Source organism: Moritella sp. 24 (assembly GCF_018219155.1).
GTDB lineage: Bacteria > Pseudomonadota > Gammaproteobacteria > Enterobacterales > Moritellaceae > Moritella.
In genome coordinates this window covers 1,521,680-1,539,357 of the sequence record NZ_CP056123.1, presented here as the reverse complement: position 1 = coordinate 1,539,357, position 17,678 = coordinate 1,521,680, and the positions used below count along the sequence as shown (strand labels likewise).

Genomic DNA, 17,678 nt, shown 5'->3' with positions numbered 1-17,678 from the left:
CTTTGTTTTACTTGGGGGTATAAATTCAAAATCAGTGTAAGACAAAAAAATAAAAAAGGCGAGAAATGGTTAATATCCACCTCTACTCTTTCACTAAATTACGCTCATAACTTAACCTTTTAGCTGCGTCTAACGTAAGCATTTGCATAAAGGCTTTGGTTTCATAATCATTACCGACTGGCGCACCACCTGCACCACCACCGCTACCAAAGACATTCGTCGGTACTTGTCGCTTAGCATAAGCTTGTGCCCACAATTGTTGGATCTTAATCTCCGCATCTAGCTTTTGTGCTAACGCATTATCTGCCTGTAAGATCACCTCTTTTTGATATGCCTCTGCGTCAGCCAGTGTGCGCTGTGTTTTCGCTTCGATGATGGCTTTGTCGAAATTGATTTGTGCTGTTTCTCGATGAATTTCTGCTTCTGCTTTTAATTTTTCAGCCATCGTTATAGCCAGTTGCTTATCCGTTTCAGCTTCTGTTGTTTTTTGGATTTGATCTACTTTTGATTGTGCTTGTCGTTCAGCAACTTCACGCTCACCACGTGCTATAACGAGTAAGCGCTGTTCTTCTTCTTGTACACGTTGTTCGCGCGCAATCGCTCTGTCTGCTGATGCTTTTTGCTTCAATTGCATACGCTCGATAAACTTCTGATTCGGGTTCATGTCCGTAATTAGTGCAGATACAACCGTAATACCAAAATCAGTAAATCGCTGAGTTTTTCGCTGGGGTAAACCATCTGTATCCAGTACTTTACGAACCACAAATATCGTTTTTGTATCTTCTCCGTACTTTTCCTGATCACTACCTAATGCAGCGTTTGCAGACGCAGAAGCTGTCTTCTGAGAGCTAACCACCACCTCTTCACGTTTTACTAAATAAATTCCATTATTCATTTGATGTTCAAATTCAGAGTTAAACTCAGTACGTCCACCAGCATAGTATTCTTCGGCAGTCATTAGCGATGCATTAGCTTGTAATGTTTCCTTAAACGCAGGCAGTAACGCCGTTCGTAACAAGTTTTCAGGAGATCGATACTCATGGGCCAACTCGAGGAATCCTTCTTCATCGGAAGGAATAGAAAAACGCACGGTGGCTTCCGCTTTAGCATCCACTTGATCTAAAAACATGATACTCATTGGCGGTAAACTTGCAGATGCTGCATCTGGGTCTCTTTCAGCAGTTATTGCATGTTTAATCGAGCCTGAAGCAGCCTGTACAGTCATAGCACGCTTCCAAGAGTTATAACGACCAAATGGATAGAATTTGTAGCCAATCTCTGTGACGACAGCTTCATTACCCGTGACAGTTCGTACATGGTAGATATACCCAGGTTCGGCATAAAAGAATGATTGAGAAAGTACATAAATCATGACTAATACAACAAGTCCTGCGAGTGTACCTTTAATTATTTTTGGTTTTAATTCTGCATCCATTGCGAAGTATTCCTTGTCCGTTTGTTTGAGTAAAAGTCGAAACGAAACTATCAACATAGTGTTGAAATCACAATTGAATGGCAATAAAACCATACTTTATTGAGCCTATTAAAGGGCCGCTTAAAATATCAATATATAGGGATCATGTAATTTAACCGAGAGGATGAAGAATACACTTTTCAAAATACTGGATAGGCATGCCTTGATATACACCTTTCTCTCTCGATTCAAAACCGAGTTTGAAAAGTATATGTTGAGAAGTGATATTTTCTGATTCAGTTAGCGCTAAAACCTGCTGATAACCCAACTCACGAGCAAATCCTAATACCGCTTGGCAGGCTTCAAATGCATAACCTTTACCTCTCGCTGAAAGTGCTAAACGATAACCGAGCTCTACAGTGGCAACATTTTGATATTCGAACGACTCAATACCACAATAGCCAATTAAATCATTCGTCGATTGTTCGATCACGGCCAATTTACCAATACCGTGATACTCAAAGGCATTAAGAAGTGATTCAAAGCGGGATTCGGCTTGCGATTCGTTCATCACACCTGTTGGAGAATACGCCATAAAATCCGCATTTTTCAATAGGGAAACAACAGCACATTTATCACTTTCTACAAACAGTCGTAATATAAGTCGCTCTGTCAGTAACATCTACATTCTCCCGCGTGATCCCCTTATTATAGAACGCGCCATCTTGAATAGATGACGCATCCTGCTAATCAAATACAGGTCTAAAAAAGCTACGTTCGTAACTCACGATGCAGCTTGTTTCTTCTGCGAACTTAAACGCATTGATACACGCTTGGTCATCAAAAGATTTAATTCGATATTCTTCGTACGTGGCTAAACTTGGGAACGTAAATAACGCTAAAGCAATATTGTTCGCCCCCTCTGATGGTAAGAAGTAGCCATTATGTTGGCCCCCAAACTTTTCAACCAGTGGGATCCACATTTTTGCGTACGCTTCAAACTCTTTTATCTTCGATGCGTCAATCACATACCTTAAATAACAAGTAACCATCTATACTAACTCCTTTTAGTTATGTTGATGCTTTCTTTTTATAACAACATGTTAACAATTGTTTATCAAGCGGTTAGACACAGATAAATACAACGAATCTTATCAATGTCCACACTGTCAATTTGTTGCGCAGGTAAGTACTCCACTGCATATTGGTTATACACACCCGTTCTCAAAAACAAATCAAACAGCTCTTTATCAAGATGTCCATCCTTTACCATATTCGCCATAATGGTTAGCGCCAAACTTAACGTTTTCGCTTTCTTATACGGCCTATCAGATGCTGTTAATGCTTCGAATACATCAGCAACAGCAATAATACGACCTTGTAATGGTATCTCTTCACCTGCAAGTTCTAAGGGATAACCTTTACCGTCAATACGTTCATGATGACTGCCCGCTATAATGGGTAAATTCTTTAAATGTTCTGGATACGGCAGTTGATCTAACATGATATACGTTTGAACAATATGCTCGTTAATATTATAACGATCTTCTGCAGTTAACGTACCCGCTTTGATCCCTAGGTTGTATAATTCACCACGATCGTATTGGTACTTAGGCTGCTTAAGTTTAAACTCACGCAAGCCATTTATTTGCAGTTTCTTCTTATCCCACGCATATAAATGCTCCACTTTGTTTGCTAATACCATTTCTTTCGCTGGTAGCGATTGAGGGATTTTTTTCATTTTTTCTTGATGTGAAATACCAATATCATCAGGTAACGTGCGCATCCACGAACGTCGAGATATCTGCACTAATCGCTCAATTTTATCTTCCCCCATCAATTCACAACCCAAATTACATTCCGCAATAAAAGCAAACTCATTATCAAGAATTTGTTTTAATTGGGCACACGCTACTTTAGCTTGAGTTTTATTCTCACCTTTAAGTAATGCCTCTAAATAACAAATATCAGCATCCCGTTTCAGTACTTCATAACGCATACGAATCTCATGAATTCGGTCATAAACGGTTTCTAACTTGGTCGCTTTATCCATAATGAAATCGGGGGTGGAGACTTTACCGCAGTCATGTAACCAAGCAGCAAGCACCAACTCCTCCCACTGTTTACTGTCCATATCAAAATCAGAGAAAGCATGCTTATCTGCAACCACCTGCGCAGCTAACATTTTGGTAATCTCAGGGACTCGCTTGCAATGTTCACCGGTATAGGCTGATTTAACATCCACAGCTCTCGCCATCATGATGACAAAAGAATGGAATAACTTCGTCATCTCTTCCATCGTTTCTAGGTGCTCTAATACAATTTCATTGAAGCCAATAAACTCTTGTACAAAGTCAAGTCGACTACGCGTATCATCATCAACCTCGGCGCTAAAACAAATCAATAATGCGCCTGTGTTTTGACTATTTCTGTTCATTAAGGAGACCATAAAACAGGTGTGATGATGTTTGGAAATAAGCGCAGTTTCATCAGGCGTCAGTTCATAAATAGGCTGTGTAAATACGTCTGGGTTGGTATCGAAAAGTGCCTGTAAATGCAACGAGTTCTGCTTGCCAATATTAGCAACGAGCGAAAATTTAGATCTCGATTCGCGAGAGTTTATAAACAAGAAGCAGTCATCTGATTCTAAGATATCTTGCACCTGCGACACTAACGACAGTGAAACTTCCTTAGGGGCTGTTGAACGCGCCACACTCTTTAAGTTGTTAACGAAATCAAGTAATACCTTCTCCATCATCAACACAGTTTCATTTATCTGATCAATCTCTCTAATACCCGAACGATAATAAGGCCGAGGTTTAAAGTTAAACCGTTGAATACTTTTTAATGATTTAACTAAATACATCAAAGGGCTTACTACACGGTGAGTAGCACTAATGACAATGATTAATGACAGAACTACAATCACAATCGAGATCACTATCAGTTTGCTGTGAAACTTATTTGAGTCCGCAAGCATGTCACTCATGGAAACAACATTCACTAAATACAGCACCTCATTCTTACCTATGATCATAGGGGTTATGATCAATTGCCAAGATTGATCCTGCCATTCAACACGCCTGCTTTCCCCTTCGTTAATATTAACGCGACTTAACTGGGGGATAAGCGCACTGAGGTCTAAATCCTGAAGCAACGTCTCTTTTGTCGGGTCATCTATTTTAATCTCTTGATTACTCGCAAGTAAGCTACCTTTTTCTGTAAACAAATACGTTTTAGAATTGACTGAATAAGCCAGTTCTTTTAATGAATCGTTAAATGAATCAAGTGTGAAGTCAGCTGCAATAACACTATTTCCATCTAGCGTACGGCGTGAAAACGTAATACCAAAATGTTCAAAGAAATAGAAATAATAAGGTTCGGTAACGTTAATTTCACCATCTTGTTCCGTTTCAATAAACCAAGGTCTCACCCGTGGATCAAAATTATTATTGTCATAAAGAAAATCACGGATCACCAACATCTCTTTATCAAAAAAGATGCGTTTTTGGTCTCCATTAAATTGATTGTAATCAACCATAATGGCCGTATTTTCAGGCGCACTGAGTCTTTCTCTATCCCCTGCATCATAAATGGGTCTGACAACAAACGAGTTTCCTTGTTCATCACCAAAATACAGCGTAGAGAGATGCGGACTATTGGCTAAAATTTTAGCCAAGGTGCCAAGCCAAACCGGATCATTAACTTTTAATTCAGAGTGGACGAAGTCAGTAAACGCCAGTGTATTTAAAATAGTGGCAAGAGGCGTCGCCAGTAAATCAATTTTCCCTTTAAGCGCTTCTGCGTGACTGGCAATAATATCTTTTGAAAGGCTCGTCGCAACCTCACGAGAATGATTAATACTGACTCTAATCAGAATAACGCTTAACAATAGAACAATGGATATACAGACAACCAAAATAAATGTTCTAAACGATACCGACATTTTCATAATTAAATACTCAAATTTTGTAAAAAACAATATTAATGAGTGAAATAACATGGCAATAAAGAATAATAAACACCTAATACAAGTCTTTGTAACCTTTGTGATAAAAGCCATTATTAAAGTGAGAAAGTGTTAACTAATAGCATAAAACAGGTGGACAAATTAACTTTTGCATAGAACGCAAAACTGATGTGTTTACACTGGCTGTTCTATAATATTTTGAGCTATATAGAATAAGTGAAATCAGACACTAATTTGGATAAATAAACATGGCTAATATTCAACTGTATTCTCTCGGCTCACCGAATGGCATTAAGATACCGATTGCATTAGAAGAAATGGGACTCGATTATGATGTACATACCGTCGATATAACAAAAGGAGAGCAACACAGTGATGAGTTCAAGAAGATTAACCCGAACACAAAAATTCCCGCGATTGTTGATCTCGCAGCAGGCGAAGATATGGGCCATCCGATTATGGAATCAGGGGCTATCTTACTTTATTTAGCGGAAAAATCAGGTAAGTTACTATCTAAAAACCCAATAGCGCGCAGTGAAACGATCCAATGGTTATTTTTTCAAGCCAGTGCTATCGGCCCTATGTTTGGCGCTTTTGGTCATTTTCATACTTACAGTAAAGATAAATGTGATCATCCCTATCCAGAACAACGCTTTACCAACGAAACAACACGCTTATTAGGCATTTTAAATGATCGACTTCAACATCAAACTTATATAATCGGTAACGAATACAGTATTGCCGATATCGCTATTTTTCCTTGGGTTATATGGCTTGATGTGTTTTATAACGCATCAGTACAGCTGGAATTAAATTCATTCCCTCATGTGCTGCAATGGCTTGAGGTATGTAAGCAAAGACCTGCGACAATAAGAGGGTTTGATGTGTACGGATTTTCAGAGATAGGTAAATCGTCGTTTAAAAAGTAAGTAAGTAAGTAAGTAAGTAAGTAAGTAAACCAAGCTGTGTTATACACTAAAATACAGCTTGGCTAATGTCTATTAAATCACTACGCCACTTCACGCCATTGATAGTATTTTGTTTGCGCCAAGCCCAGCATAGGAAAATCCTCTTCGGTGTCTCCGTATGCAAAAACGGTATCAAATTCGGATAAATCAACATGGTTATTGATTAAAACCACCTTATTTTCACCACCGCAGTCACCGTGCACAAAATTACCCGTCAGCACGGTTCCTTTTGATTCCAGTTCACTGCATATCAACTCTAAACCATGTGTTTTGCACCAATGAGAGAGGTATGGATTAAGTGAAGCCGAAACGACAACAATTTTATCACCGCGTGCTTTATGCCAATCAATCCGCTTCATTGCAGTTTGTCTTGTAACTGACGGTAAATACTCGTCAGCAAACCGCTCTGCAATATCAAACACTTGTGCTTTGTTACGATTCCAAAAAGCAACTTTCGCTAATATCGGTCTTATCTTCGCAGCAGGAAATAAACCTAGCTTGTGTAATAAGATGATAGGCGATAGCAGTAACATACCAGTAATTAAGCGATGTTTTGGTGTTGCGTAGAAGATAAATTTGGTAAACGCATCTTCGTTGGTAATTGTGCCATCAAAATCAAAAAAAGCGATATTCACTGACGTTCCTTTAAATATTATTTTCCAGCGCAGTCGACTATGCAATCAAAGCCAAGTTCGTCATTAAAATATGCTTAAGCATACTGACTAGCACCCAAAAGTTAACACGCCTAAGTTCATAATAAAAACTCAAGCCTAGGTAAATATAACCTTAATTATGACGTCAGATACTCTAACACTTCAACAACTTGTGCCGGTGTCGTCGCCCAAGATTGCGCTGAACCATCAACTTCTTTTAACGCATGAATTAGAGACTCATCGTGCAGGGTAATATAAGGCTTTCCTAATGCAGCACAAAAGCCGGCATCAAATGCAGCATTCCATTGCTTGTACTTTTCACCAAATCGTATAATTGCAAGATCACATTGCTTAATCGCTGTTTGAATACGGATTGCATTTACTTTCGATGACTTATGATCTCGCCAAAATGAAGTACTTTCCTCACCTAAACAATCGCCAGCGGCATCACTTGCTTCGTGATTTGTGACAGCTGAAGTAAACTGAATATTCAGTCCTTTTTGCTCGCAGCCAGTAATAATTTGTTCACGCCAATCACTGTGTATCTCACCTGACAGATAAACAACATATTTCATCATATTTAACCTCTTATATTCCGTTATTTATAACGCTTATTCTAGAAAATCGCATACCCATATTATGGGCAACACCCTATTGTAATAGCGAGTAATAACAGATCACAACCACCGACGAACTTTTGCCTGATACTGGGTAAATTCAGGACCAAATATGCCTTTCAGTGCTCGCTCTTCAGGTACAATCTGAAATCTGTTCATATACATGACAAAGCCTAACACGCCGACACTCACCCAAGGCGACGATAAGTACACAGCCCATGCGAGTAAAAATAAGGAAAATCCAACATACATTGGATTACGTGAAATGGCATAAATGCCAGAATCGACCAACGCTGTCGTTGTTTCAGGTTTCAACGGGTTTACCGTTGTTTTAGCCTGACGAAAAGACACTACGCCAGCGAGACAAAAGAACACACCCGTAGCAATAACAACCACTGATAATACCCATCGAATAGCAGTACTCATCTCAACCGTTGGTAATAGCAATGAAATGCACCACATTACAAACGCAAATAACGCCGCGACAATAGGGGGTGGGATCTTATTTTCAAGCACTCGCATATTACTCTCCTTGTTTACATACCTTCCGATATCGCACTACAATCCGGTTTGAATCATCTTTTTAATGACTACTGCCTTAACGAAATGATCTAATTTATGCGTTTGAATCCACCAAGTCGCAGCTTCCATCAACAATTCCGGATTATCATTTTTATTCGCGAAGAAGGCGTAGAATGAAAGCCCGACATTATCGCCTTTAGTCTCTATTTTCTTATTACAAACATCGATTATTTTACTTCTTAATGCTTCTCTCATCATTAACCCATCAACTGTAGTAACTGGTAGCCTAGTAACACTAAGAACAGTATCACTGTAGAATAAAACGTAAGTGCAAAGCCAAATGCTCTCGCAGGCGCGCCATGACTATAACCAATGAAGAAACAGCCTCGCCCAATAGCAAATAATAATGAACACAAAGGGACAGCAGATAGCCAAGCAGTCGGCATCAATAGACTCCAAGCAGTGTAAACACCAAAAGCAATAACCAACTGTTCTAATGTATTTTGCAGTAAACTCTGAAGTACAGTCGCTTCATTTGTCGCTGACGTTAGCCCGCTACCATCGATATCTTCAGGGCTAAAAAATCGGAATTTAGCCAATCGACCTATGGATGCAATTAAAAATAAAGTGGGAAAAATCAGTGATAGTCCTAAGACCGTTAACCTTTCAGATACCTGAGTAATTAAATGGTAGTTAAGAGGATCAAATATAATGGCCATCACAATCGTAAGTATTGAGATCAACATTGCTGCAGACATTCCCTTAAATACACCACTTTGTTTACTTGATAGCGCCATGCTTATTCCTTTAATTCGTGAGTGCTAGACTGGGGTTATTCCGTGATTAATGCTTTAAGGCTTGCAATGAAAATTCAGTTTATTGCCATCGAGATCTCTAAAGTAAGCACAATAGAAACCACCTGAACGCACACCCGGATCACCTTCATTCTGTCCACCTAAAGCTAATGCTTTTTTATGCAGCTTATCAACCTCTTCAACCGAAGCGACATTTAAAGCAACCATAGTGCCATTGCCATAACTCGCGTCTTCACCGTCGAAAGGTGTGCCGACTGCAAGCATAGGTTTGTCTTCACCAAAGCTCCACGCTAAGAATTTTTTTGAATCCGCGACTTTCTTAGCACCCATCATATCCATTAAAGCGCTGTAAAAATAACGCGAAACGTCGATATTTTGTGAGCCTAACATTACATATCCAATCATTTATATACTCCTATTCGGTCTATTTTTGTATTACACATATTTATAATTTTATTGTTTTATGCCGGTTTAATTATTTACTCATTATCAGCATAATTTTCAATTTCGACGCATATTGTTCAAGGCTTTTCGTCATGCCTCGACCTGAAATAATGATTCTGCATTTATAACATCCTGATGATAAAGAAGGTATTTATTTAATTCGGCAATGACAGTATAAGTGGTTGGAATACAGTTACTAGGCAGATTGTCGATATCAAACCAGCAAACCTCTCGGCATAAGTGTGGTTCTGCATTTTTAATCTCCCCCTCCCAGTCATTACATATATAAACATTATGTTGAAAATTAACGTGAGGATCAGGTAGTTCAATGAGGAAATCGAGTGAGATAGGCTCAACAGCCACTTCTTCTAATGACTCACGCTTAGCACTGTCTTCAGGGGATTCCCCTAACTCCATTCTACCTGCAGGAAAAGCCCATAGCTTATTGTACGCTTCGGTATTTTGACGAAATCCAAGTAACACTTGAGAACCTCGAATGAAAATGATTTGAACGACATTCTGAGCCATTACTGATCCTTTAAAAAACATTCCATATAAGACATATAATCAAGTACTAGAAAGTAAGCCAATAATACTAACCACAAGGTTAAGACCAACAAACAGATCAAGTTCATATAAATAATTGTACGCATGATTCGAAGCTCGGTATGACGCACAATAAGCAAACATAGCAATAATGTATAACTAAACACAATTGAATGATTGGTGAAATTAGACATGAGACGACAGACCAAATCTATCGCCATTCATATCACCGCCAACTAAAACAACTAAACTAGCTAAACTAACTCACCACTTCAAACGAACTTAGCCCTAAACCACTCCCTTTGTTCACTTTAACTTGTACTGGAATACGTTCTTTCAATGCTTCTACATGGCTGATTACGCCAATCATCTTGCCTGATGCATTTAAGTTATCCAACGCATCCAAAGCAATATCCAACGTCTCAGCATCGAGCGTACCGAAGCCTTCATCAAGGAATAGCGAATCAATGCTGGTCTTGTGGCTAACCAAGTCTGATAAGCCTAATGCCAGCGCTAAACTGACTAAGAAGCTTTCACCACCCGATAGTGTTTTAGTATCACGTACCGCATCCGCTAACCACGTATCAACCACCTGTAAAGCCAGCGCTTCACTGCCAGAAGCGAGTTTACGTTGTAATTGGTAACGGCTGTGTAAACGGTCTAATTGTTGGTTAGCTAAGGTAACAAGATGATCTAATGTGAGCCCCTGCGCAAAGCGGCGGAACTTGCTACCGTCTTTCGAACCAATCAAACTTTGTAGATATGCCTTATCATCATAGTCCGCTTCACACGCTTTAATCTGCTGATAAAAATCAGCTAAATCTGTACTACGTGCGGCATCATCAGCAAGGCGTTGTTTTAACTCACCTTGGCGCTGTAACCCTTGGTTTAACTGTGCTGATGCCTCATCTAACTGAGTAACCAGAGCGGCAATATCCAATTCAGTTAATGGTGTCTGCTCCAGTGTTAGTAAACGTTCATTGGCTTGTTCAAGCAGCGCCTGACAACGAGTGAAATTAGCTGTCAATTGTGATTTTATCGCCAATAAACGTTGCTTTTCATCTGCAGGTAATAACGCCTGATTAAACTCAGCTTCAGTTACAAACGGACTCGTCGCTAACGCTTTCTCCCAAGTCACTAAACAGTCATTAGATTCTTGCTGTTGCTGCGTCAAACTTTGTTCTAATGTCGTTAACTCACCTTGCTGTGTATGCAGTTGATTCGATAATGTATTACTTTGCATTAAACAGGCTTGGTGTGCTTGTTCCGCTGTCGTTAATTGTTGCTGCATAGTTTGTCGTGCATCTGCCACGCTACACAGCCCAAATAACTGCTGACGCAGCTGCTGTTTCGCAATAAGGTCATCAGACAAATTAGATAAGGACTCTAGGGTCAGTGCTAGTGCTGACTCTAGTTTCGTCAACTGTTCACGTAATGGCATTAACTGACTTTCAGCCGCGACATATTGCTCATTCGCTGACTGTAATAACTGTGCTTGTTGTTCCCATGTTTGTAGGGCTTGCTGACATTGTTCTAACCAGTTATCAAACTGCGTCCATTCTGGTAATGTAAGGCCTAACTCGGCCACGCTATTAGCTAATACCTGTCGTAATTCGGTTAATACTAACGTTTGTTGCTGCGCTTCTTGTGTTAGTTTCAGCTCAGCGTCTTGTGCTGATTTGACATCACGATTTACCAATTCAATTTGATGTTGCAACTGTGCACTGCTCTTATCAAATTCAGTCAATGCCTGTTGCGCACGTTGTAATTCCATGTTCGCTGTTTTCAACGCTTGAATACGTTGTGACAACTGCGTTAATTGCTGGCCTTGCTGCTGGATAAATGCCTGAGTATTGGCGCTATCCGCGATCATAAGGTTGGCATTCAGTTGTTGAGCATAATCCTGCCATTGCGCTATTAAAGACGTTAACTGTGGCTGTAGTGTCGCATTACGGCAATTAAAGTTATCAAGCTTGGTATTTGCTTCTACCAAGCTGTTTTTAAGATCTCCACCATCGATTTCAATTTGTTTTAGATCCAGCTCTAATTGTGCTTTACGCTGCACAGTTAGTGAGTCGGCAATATGTTGGTATTCTTCTATTAGTGGATGCGCTGTCGAACCACATAATTGACACGCTTGCCCCGGTTCTAACTGACTACGTAATTGTTCTAGGCTAGCAATCTTCTGTTCTTGTTCTAGTAAACGCTGAACATCATTTAACTCATTCTTTTTGGTTTTAAATAGATCACGTTTGGCTGTTATCTCAACATTAATACCAGCAAGTTGCTGTGTTAATGCAGCCATATGGCCTTGATTGGCCTCAAACTCTTGCGACTCAGTTAAGTAACGCTGTTGTAAACTTGGTAGTTGTTCAACAATACCTTGTAAACGAGATTGCTGACTAAAGGCCTGTTCAAGCTCTGCTAAGTCGTCACCCGCTAGTAACTCGGATACTTGTTGCTGCGCCTGATTAACCGCGTCTTTCACTGACTGTTCACGTTCAGTATTGGCCGTCACGTTACGCGTTAACTGTTGCTGCGCTGTTAGGTTTTGCTGTAATGACTGCTGATTAGCAATCACTTGCTGCTGCAGCGTCGATACATTCGTTTGCTGTTGATTACATTGCTGTATCTGGCTTTGCCATAATGGTAATCGAATACTTAACTGCGCATCTTGTGCATGTTGCTGTTGATACGCTTGGCACGCGTTCATCGTCGTTTTGGCTGCTTCTGCCGTTTGCATTAATCCAGCTAGGTTCTGCTGGGTAGTTTGCAGTTCAATATTTTGTTGTTGCTGTTGCGACTTCAATTGCAGCTGATCTTTGCTTAGCTGCGCACATTCATTATCCAATGGCATGATCTGTTCATTGATTAATGTCTCCTGTACTTGGCTTTGCTGTTTACTGGCATCGAGTTGTGCTTGGCTAGACTGCAGTTTCAATTGGTTATCCGCGACCGCTGTTTGCGCAGAAGCCACTGACGCCTGTAATACGTGTTGCTTTTGTTCTAGCTCCACTCGCTTGGTATTTGCCTGCGTTAAATGCGTAAAAGGTAAACGCAACGCTTCTGCTGGTTCCGCCTTTTCTAGTCGCTCTAACGCTGGTTGTTGGGCTGCTGTATCTTGCTTTGCATTCGCTAAACTAGTTTGTGCATCGCTGACACTGACTTGTGCTTTTTCAAGCTGTTCTCGCCACTGTTTTTGTTGCTGTAAACTAGTTTGCTGCTGAGTAAAGTCAGTCACTAAGCTTTCTACTGTCGTTTGCTCACTGACGATCTCAGTACGCTGCTCATCACTGAGTAAGTTAACCCCATCCGCTTTCGCACGTAATTTATCTAATTCCGCTTTAGCAAGGTTGTGGCTTTCAAATACCGCTTGCGAGATCTGCCCGTAAATTTCAGTACCGGTTAATTCTTCTAATAGTTCCGCACGATCATTAGCAGGTGCATTCAAAAACGCGGCAAACTCACCTTGCGATAACAGCATTGATTTACGAAAACGAGAAAAATCTAATCCCGTGATCTCCGCTACCATCTGCTTTTTCAATTTAACTTGGCTAGCGAGAATGTCACCCGAGACAACTTCCGCCAGTTCAACTTTCATTTCTTGTAAGTTACCCTGCGCACTGTTTTTAGCACGGCGTTGACTCCAGCTAGCACGGTAACCTTTACCCTGCACTTCAAATTCAACTTCTGCGGCACACTCAGCCGTATTGCGCGTCATAATTTCATTTTGAGATTTAGATATCGCGAGGCGTGGTGTCTCATGATACAAAGCCAAACAGATCGCATCTAAAATCGTGGTTTTACCCGCCCCCGTTGGCCCAGTGATAGCAAACAAACCATTACTTAAAAACGGTTCTTGATCGAAGTTAAGCTGCCACTCGCCTTTTAACGAGTTAATATTTTTAAAGGAAAGACGTTTGATCTTCATTATTTGTCCTCCTGTGTCGCATGCTCTACTTGCTCTACAATCTGTTTAAAGGCTAATTCAATACGTGATTTACGCGCAATTTCTGCATCAGTACTAAACTCGACCCCCTCTAAGCAACGCTGAAAAACATCGTTTACCGACAATTCTGATAAGGTTTCTTTTACTTGAGTATGTAAATGTTGCTCTCTGTCTTTACGTGCGCGGCGAACTTGTAATACTTCGACAGGTAAGTCGGTTGTCATGGCTTCAATGCGCGTTTGTAGGTCGGTCAGGTAATCTTGCTCCTGCACTTCAATACTTAGCCACACGGGTAATGGATCTGTATGCGTTTTGAAATCGGCTAATTGCGCTTCGATACTTTCAAGGTTTCCTTTAATAACCTGCATCGGTTGAAACTGTGGAATAGTTAATTCCGTCACCGTATCTAGTTTACCGTCAGTAAAACTCACTAAGTTCACGCTTTTAGACTGTTTAACTTCGTCAAAACTTAATGGGATTGGCGAACCGCTGTAACGAATGTGTTCTGATTTAGCGACTTTCTGCGCACGGTGTATATGGCCAAGGGCAATGTAATCAGCGGCAGGAAATTGATTCGCCGAAAATGCTTCAAGCGTACCGATGTAAATATCACGTACCGATTCAGTTACCGATACGCCAACCGCAGTTAAATGACCCGTCGCGATAATAGGTACCGCAGACCCCTGTTCTTCACGCTTTTGCTCTGCCAATTGATATAAGTTCGCATAATGTTCGGTAATAGCCAGACCTAAGCGCTGCTGCTTTTCGCTACCTGATTGCCACGCTTCACTTTGCATCACGTCACGAGGACGTACAAACGGTACAGCGCACAATAATGCCCCTAATTCACCTTGGCGATTTTGTAATGCCAATACTTGCTGGTTTAAATCAGGCGATACGCTAGAGATTACTTGGGTATTGAGTTGTGACAATAATTGCTTTGATTCATTGAGTGTTGCCACTGAGTCATGATTACCTGCTAGAATAATTAACTGACACTGCACTTTGCTCATCGCAACAACAAAACTATTATAAAGCTCACGCGCATAGCTTGGTGGAGTACCTGTATCAAAAATATCACCCGCGACAATCACCGCATCCACTTGGTGTACTTCTATTTGTTCGAGTAACCAAGCCATGAAGCAACTGTGTTCATTAGCGCGACTTTTAGTGATGAAATGCTGGCCAAGGTGCCAATCGGAGGTGTGCAGTATTTTCATGAAACGTCGGTTTCCTAGCGGTAGAAGGTAAGCTATCGCTAGTGTAGATAAATACTGGTTTTACTTCCAGTTGTTTTGACCTTATTCAGTTAAGTTACAAAAAATTAACATCACTGTGTTTTATCAGTACAAAACTGTGCGAGAATGGTCGAATAATTAAGTACTTTAAATAAGCATTTTCTAAGGTTTGGTCACGTGATGCAAATACACCACATCGAAGGTTATATTCAAACAATTTTGTTAGTCGAATATCCAGACAAGCTATTATTGCTTGATGGCGGCTGTCGCTGTGATGTACCTGTCATAGAAGCTTTCATTACCGACACGCTACAACGTAATGTCAGCGACTTAAAGTTGGTATTGGTATCACATATGCACCCTGATCACGCAGGCGGTGCACATTTATTACGTAAAAATATTGGCTGTAAGATTGCTTCCGTTAGTTTCGACCGACAGTGGTACCAAGGGTTTAATGGCCGTGTTGCACATACGATTGACCTCATGTTGTCCTTATACGTGGCCAGTCGTAAAGGTAAGAAGTTTAAGAACATCTATTATCATCCCGATCTGAAACCCGATATTATCTTACAAGACCAAACTTGCGTGCCTGAGTTTGATGATTGGATAGTTCACTTTACCCCAGGACACACAGATCGTGATCTATCATTTTTACATCAGCCAACTCAACAGATGTATGTGGGTGATCTCATCTTAAAATTGAAAAACAAGTTTACTTCCCCCTTTCCTATCTATCAGCCCGAGACATATAAGCAATCTCTCAACAAACTGCTCGAACTCAATATCAACAAGATATTAATGGCGCATGATGGTTTCTCAGAGATTAGTCCTGATGACATCCAGCGCCTCATCGTTAAGAGTACCGTTCGACCACTAACTGTTGGAAAAGTAGTTAAGCATAAATTAAAAGGTCTAATAAAAAATAAAAAAAGTCACTAAAACCATAATAAAACATAAAAATATTTCATCTTCAGATTTTTTTTCATAAACAACATATGTTGAAGCATATCTAAGCACTATTATCGCCACTCTAAAATTCTTAGTGGTGTTATTATGAAATTGCATAATCCAACGATATTATTACTTTCTATCACTTCCGTTGTAGGTTGTGCGACTAGTCCGATCCCTTCAAGTGAAGAGATAAACCAAGCAGCAAGTGAAATTAAAACGCGATTAACAACTCAATCGCCAGATACCCTCCTTGCCGCAAAGCGTACACAATTACCCACTTTGTATGCAGAATTACCACGTTATCAATCTGAAGATGATGTACAACAGATCATCGCTAACTATAACGATGCTCAAACGTATGTTAGCAATTTAGCCGATCACGCTGAAGAACCTGAAGATAAGGCAGTATTAACGCAATACGCTGACGATCTCGATTACGCAATCAAGCCGTTACGTGAAAAGAATGGCGATAGCATGTTTAGCCTATTGGGTGGTCCAGCTTATACCCCAGAGCAAGGTGCTTTACTTGCCGGTGGTGGTTTATATTCTTTTTCTACAGACCGTACAGACCCCGACTTACAACGTTCGAGCATCACAGGCTTTTTGATGATGAACTTCCCGAACAACGGCAACATGGGTTATGGTTTTCAATCAAAACAAAACATCTTCTTTAACGAGAATAAATTTAAATACGAAGGTGTCGTTAATTTCGGTCAACAATCATCACAATATTTTGGTGTTGGTTATGATAAAGGCTCAACAGTCGAGCTAGGTGACGACACAACCTATAATTCAAACCGCGGAGAATACATAGGTAGTCTTGCATATCGATTTTTAGGTGATTGGTACTTTGGTGCGAACGCTGAAATGAATTATGTCGACGTGACTGAACAGTCAGACTACATTTTAGCGGATGATGATTTTCAAGCTTATGCTGATAAACCATTTACGCTGGGCCTAGGTTTAGTATTGGAATATGACTCTCGTGATTTTGCAGTCAATGCAAAAGAAGGCATTTACTTCAAAGCAAATTATTTGAACTTTAACGAAAAAATCGGTTCTGACAGTGATTATTTTAAAGCTAATTTCGAGTTCCGTTCGTACTATAGCTTCAATCCAACCAACACGATAGCAAGCTTTACCCAGTTCCAATCAACGAAAGGCGATGTTCCTTTTTATGATTTAGCAACAGTCGGTGGTGCAAATTCGATGCGTGGTATTTTTAAAGGTCAATTTATTGATAAGAGTGCCTTTGAAACAACGGTTGAATGGCGTCATACATTCAGTCGCTCAAATGGATTACCGTCTAATCACGGCATGACATTGTGGTCTGGCATTGGTAGTGTCGGTGAAAGTGTCGATAAACTCTCTGAGGATCTATTCTTAAGTTACGGTGTGGGTTATCGCTATCAGATCCAACCTAAAATGAATATCCGTTTAGATTTAGGCATGAGTGAATTTGGCAACGGCTTTTACTTTAATTTCACAGAAGCTTTTTAATACTATTTATAATTCCTTATAAAGGCAGCTATAGATCACACTGTAAGGACACAGAGCTGTAGTTAATCATATTTACATTGGTTAAATTGAA

The 17,678-nt window shown here is 40.2% G+C and carries 16 protein-coding genes; 3 read left to right on the top strand and 13 right to left on the bottom strand.

Annotated features, from left to right (window positions below):
* Positions 1–82: 82 nt before the first annotated feature.
* From HWV00_RS06955 to HWV00_RS06940, 4 genes are all read right to left on the bottom strand, one after another.
* On the bottom strand, positions 83–1,435 hold the full coding sequence (locus HWV00_RS06955; RefSeq protein WP_211685381.1) for an SPFH domain-containing protein: 1,353 nt from the start codon (positions 1,433–1,435) through the stop codon (positions 83–85).
* 151 nt (positions 1,436–1,586) lie between these two features.
* Positions 1,587–2,096, bottom strand: coding sequence for a GNAT family N-acetyltransferase (locus tag HWV00_RS06950; RefSeq protein WP_211685380.1), 510 nt, complete (start codon positions 2,094–2,096; stop codon positions 1,587–1,589).
* Between the two features lie 64 nt (positions 2,097–2,160).
* Entirely contained in the window at positions 2,161–2,466 is a 306-nt protein-coding gene (locus tag HWV00_RS06945; protein WP_211685379.1) for an NIPSNAP family protein, read from the bottom strand.
* Positions 2,467–2,531: 65 nt separating this feature from the next.
* The gene (locus tag HWV00_RS06940) at positions 2,532–5,366 is read right to left on the bottom strand and encodes an HD domain-containing phosphohydrolase (RefSeq protein ID WP_211685378.1); all 2,835 of its coding nucleotides are present in this window, start codon (positions 5,364–5,366) and stop codon (positions 2,532–2,534) included.
* A 266-nt stretch (positions 5,367–5,632) separates the two neighbouring features.
* Here HWV00_RS06940 and HWV00_RS06935 point away from each other — a divergent pair, with 266 nt between their 5' ends.
* Positions 5,633–6,313 carry a glutathione S-transferase N-terminal domain-containing protein gene (locus HWV00_RS06935; protein ID WP_211685377.1) on the top strand — a complete coding sequence of 227 codons (681 nt, stop codon included), beginning with the start codon at positions 5,633–5,635 and terminating at the stop codon, positions 6,311–6,313.
* Positions 6,314–6,393: 80 nt separating this feature from the next.
* Here HWV00_RS06935 and HWV00_RS06930 read toward each other — a convergent pair whose 3' ends face one another.
* The 9 genes from HWV00_RS06930 to sbcD form a co-directional block, all read right to left on the bottom strand.
* Entirely contained in the window at positions 6,394–6,987 is a 594-nt protein-coding gene (locus HWV00_RS06930; protein WP_211685376.1) for an HAD-IB family hydrolase, read from the bottom strand.
* 155 nt (positions 6,988–7,142) lie between these two features.
* Entirely contained in the window at positions 7,143–7,580 is a 438-nt protein-coding gene (locus HWV00_RS06925; RefSeq protein ID WP_211686407.1) for a YtoQ family protein, read from the bottom strand.
* Between the two features lie 102 nt (positions 7,581–7,682).
* Positions 7,683–8,144, bottom strand: a complete 462-nt coding sequence (locus tag HWV00_RS06920) for an isoprenylcysteine carboxylmethyltransferase family protein (protein WP_370630493.1) — start codon at positions 8,142–8,144, stop codon at positions 7,683–7,685.
* A 36-nt stretch (positions 8,145–8,180) separates the two neighbouring features.
* Entirely contained in the window at positions 8,181–8,399 is a 219-nt protein-coding gene (locus HWV00_RS06915) for a DUF6500 family protein (RefSeq protein WP_211686403.1), read from the bottom strand.
* 2 nt (positions 8,400–8,401) lie between these two features.
* Complete coding sequence (locus tag HWV00_RS06910; RefSeq protein WP_211685375.1) at positions 8,402–8,941, bottom strand: MAPEG family protein; 540 nt, start codon at positions 8,939–8,941, stop codon at positions 8,402–8,404.
* A gap of 54 nt (positions 8,942–8,995) precedes the next feature.
* A complete protein-coding gene (locus HWV00_RS06905; RefSeq protein ID WP_211685374.1) occupies positions 8,996–9,364 on the bottom strand; it encodes a VOC family protein in 369 nt (122 codons plus the stop codon).
* Positions 9,365–9,493: 129 nt separating this feature from the next.
* Entirely contained in the window at positions 9,494–9,931 is a 438-nt protein-coding gene (locus tag HWV00_RS06900) for an NUDIX domain-containing protein (protein ID WP_211685373.1), read from the bottom strand.
* A gap of 277 nt (positions 9,932–10,208) precedes the next feature.
* Positions 10,209–13,880 carry an AAA family ATPase gene (locus HWV00_RS06895; RefSeq protein ID WP_211685372.1) on the bottom strand — a complete coding sequence of 1,224 codons (3,672 nt, stop codon included), beginning with the start codon at positions 13,878–13,880 and terminating at the stop codon, positions 10,209–10,211.
* Positions 13,880–15,118: an exonuclease subunit SbcD gene (gene sbcD / locus HWV00_RS06890; RefSeq protein ID WP_211685371.1), complete on the bottom strand. Its 1,239-nt coding sequence runs from the start codon at positions 15,116–15,118 to the stop codon at positions 13,880–13,882. Before sbcD ends, HWV00_RS06895 begins: the two co-directional genes overlap by 1 nt.
* A gap of 198 nt (positions 15,119–15,316) precedes the next feature.
* Between sbcD and HWV00_RS06885 the strand changes: the two genes are divergently transcribed.
* Positions 15,317–16,075 carry an MBL fold metallo-hydrolase gene (locus HWV00_RS06885; protein ID WP_211686401.1) on the top strand — a complete coding sequence of 253 codons (759 nt, stop codon included), beginning with the start codon at positions 15,317–15,319 and terminating at the stop codon, positions 16,073–16,075.
* 114 nt (positions 16,076–16,189) lie between these two features.
* Positions 16,190–17,587: a BamA/TamA family outer membrane protein gene (locus HWV00_RS06880; protein WP_211685370.1), complete on the top strand. Its 1,398-nt coding sequence runs from the start codon at positions 16,190–16,192 to the stop codon at positions 17,585–17,587.
* The last annotated feature ends 91 nt before the right edge of the window (positions 17,588–17,678 follow it).

What these genes read in the sequence shown, in the direction of transcription:
- HWV00_RS06885 (WP_211686401.1), top strand. Translation starts at nt 15,317, where the DNA reads ATGCAAATACACCACATCGAAGGTTATATTCAAACAATTTTGTTAGTC.
- HWV00_RS06955 (WP_211685381.1), bottom strand. Translation starts at nt 1,435, where the DNA reads ATGGATGCAGAATTAAAACCAAAAATAATTAAAGGTACACTCGCAGGA.
- HWV00_RS06915 (WP_211686403.1), bottom strand. Translation starts at nt 8,399, where the DNA reads ATGAGAGAAGCATTAAGAAGTAAAATAATCGATGTTTGTAATAAGAAA.
- HWV00_RS06920 (WP_370630493.1), bottom strand. Translation starts at nt 8,144, where the DNA reads ATGCGAGTGCTTGAAAATAAGATCCCACCCCCTATTGTCGCGGCGTTA.
- HWV00_RS06925 (WP_211686407.1), bottom strand. Translation starts at nt 7,580, where the DNA reads ATGAAATATGTTGTTTATCTGTCAGGTGAGATACACAGTGATTGGCGT.
- HWV00_RS06935 (WP_211685377.1), top strand. Translation starts at nt 5,633, where the DNA reads ATGGCTAATATTCAACTGTATTCTCTCGGCTCACCGAATGGCATTAAG.
- HWV00_RS06910 (WP_211685375.1), bottom strand. Translation starts at nt 8,941, where the DNA reads ATGGCGCTATCAAGTAAACAAAGTGGTGTATTTAAGGGAATGTCTGCA.
- HWV00_RS06900 (WP_211685373.1), bottom strand. Translation starts at nt 9,931, where the DNA reads ATGGCTCAGAATGTCGTTCAAATCATTTTCATTCGAGGTTCTCAAGTG.
- HWV00_RS06940 (WP_211685378.1), bottom strand. Translation starts at nt 5,366, where the DNA reads ATGAAAATGTCGGTATCGTTTAGAACATTTATTTTGGTTGTCTGTATA.
- sbcD (WP_211685371.1), bottom strand. Translation starts at nt 15,118, where the DNA reads ATGAAAATACTGCACACCTCCGATTGGCACCTTGGCCAGCATTTCATC.
- HWV00_RS06945 (WP_211685379.1), bottom strand. Translation starts at nt 2,466, where the DNA reads ATGGTTACTTGTTATTTAAGGTATGTGATTGACGCATCGAAGATAAAA.
- HWV00_RS06880 (WP_211685370.1), top strand. Translation starts at nt 16,190, where the DNA reads ATGAAATTGCATAATCCAACGATATTATTACTTTCTATCACTTCCGTT.
- HWV00_RS06950 (WP_211685380.1), bottom strand. Translation starts at nt 2,096, where the DNA reads ATGTTACTGACAGAGCGACTTATATTACGACTGTTTGTAGAAAGTGAT.
- HWV00_RS06895 (WP_211685372.1), bottom strand. Translation starts at nt 13,880, where the DNA reads ATGAAGATCAAACGTCTTTCCTTTAAAAATATTAACTCGTTAAAAGGC.
- HWV00_RS06905 (WP_211685374.1), bottom strand. Translation starts at nt 9,364, where the DNA reads ATGATTGGATATGTAATGTTAGGCTCACAAAATATCGACGTTTCGCGT.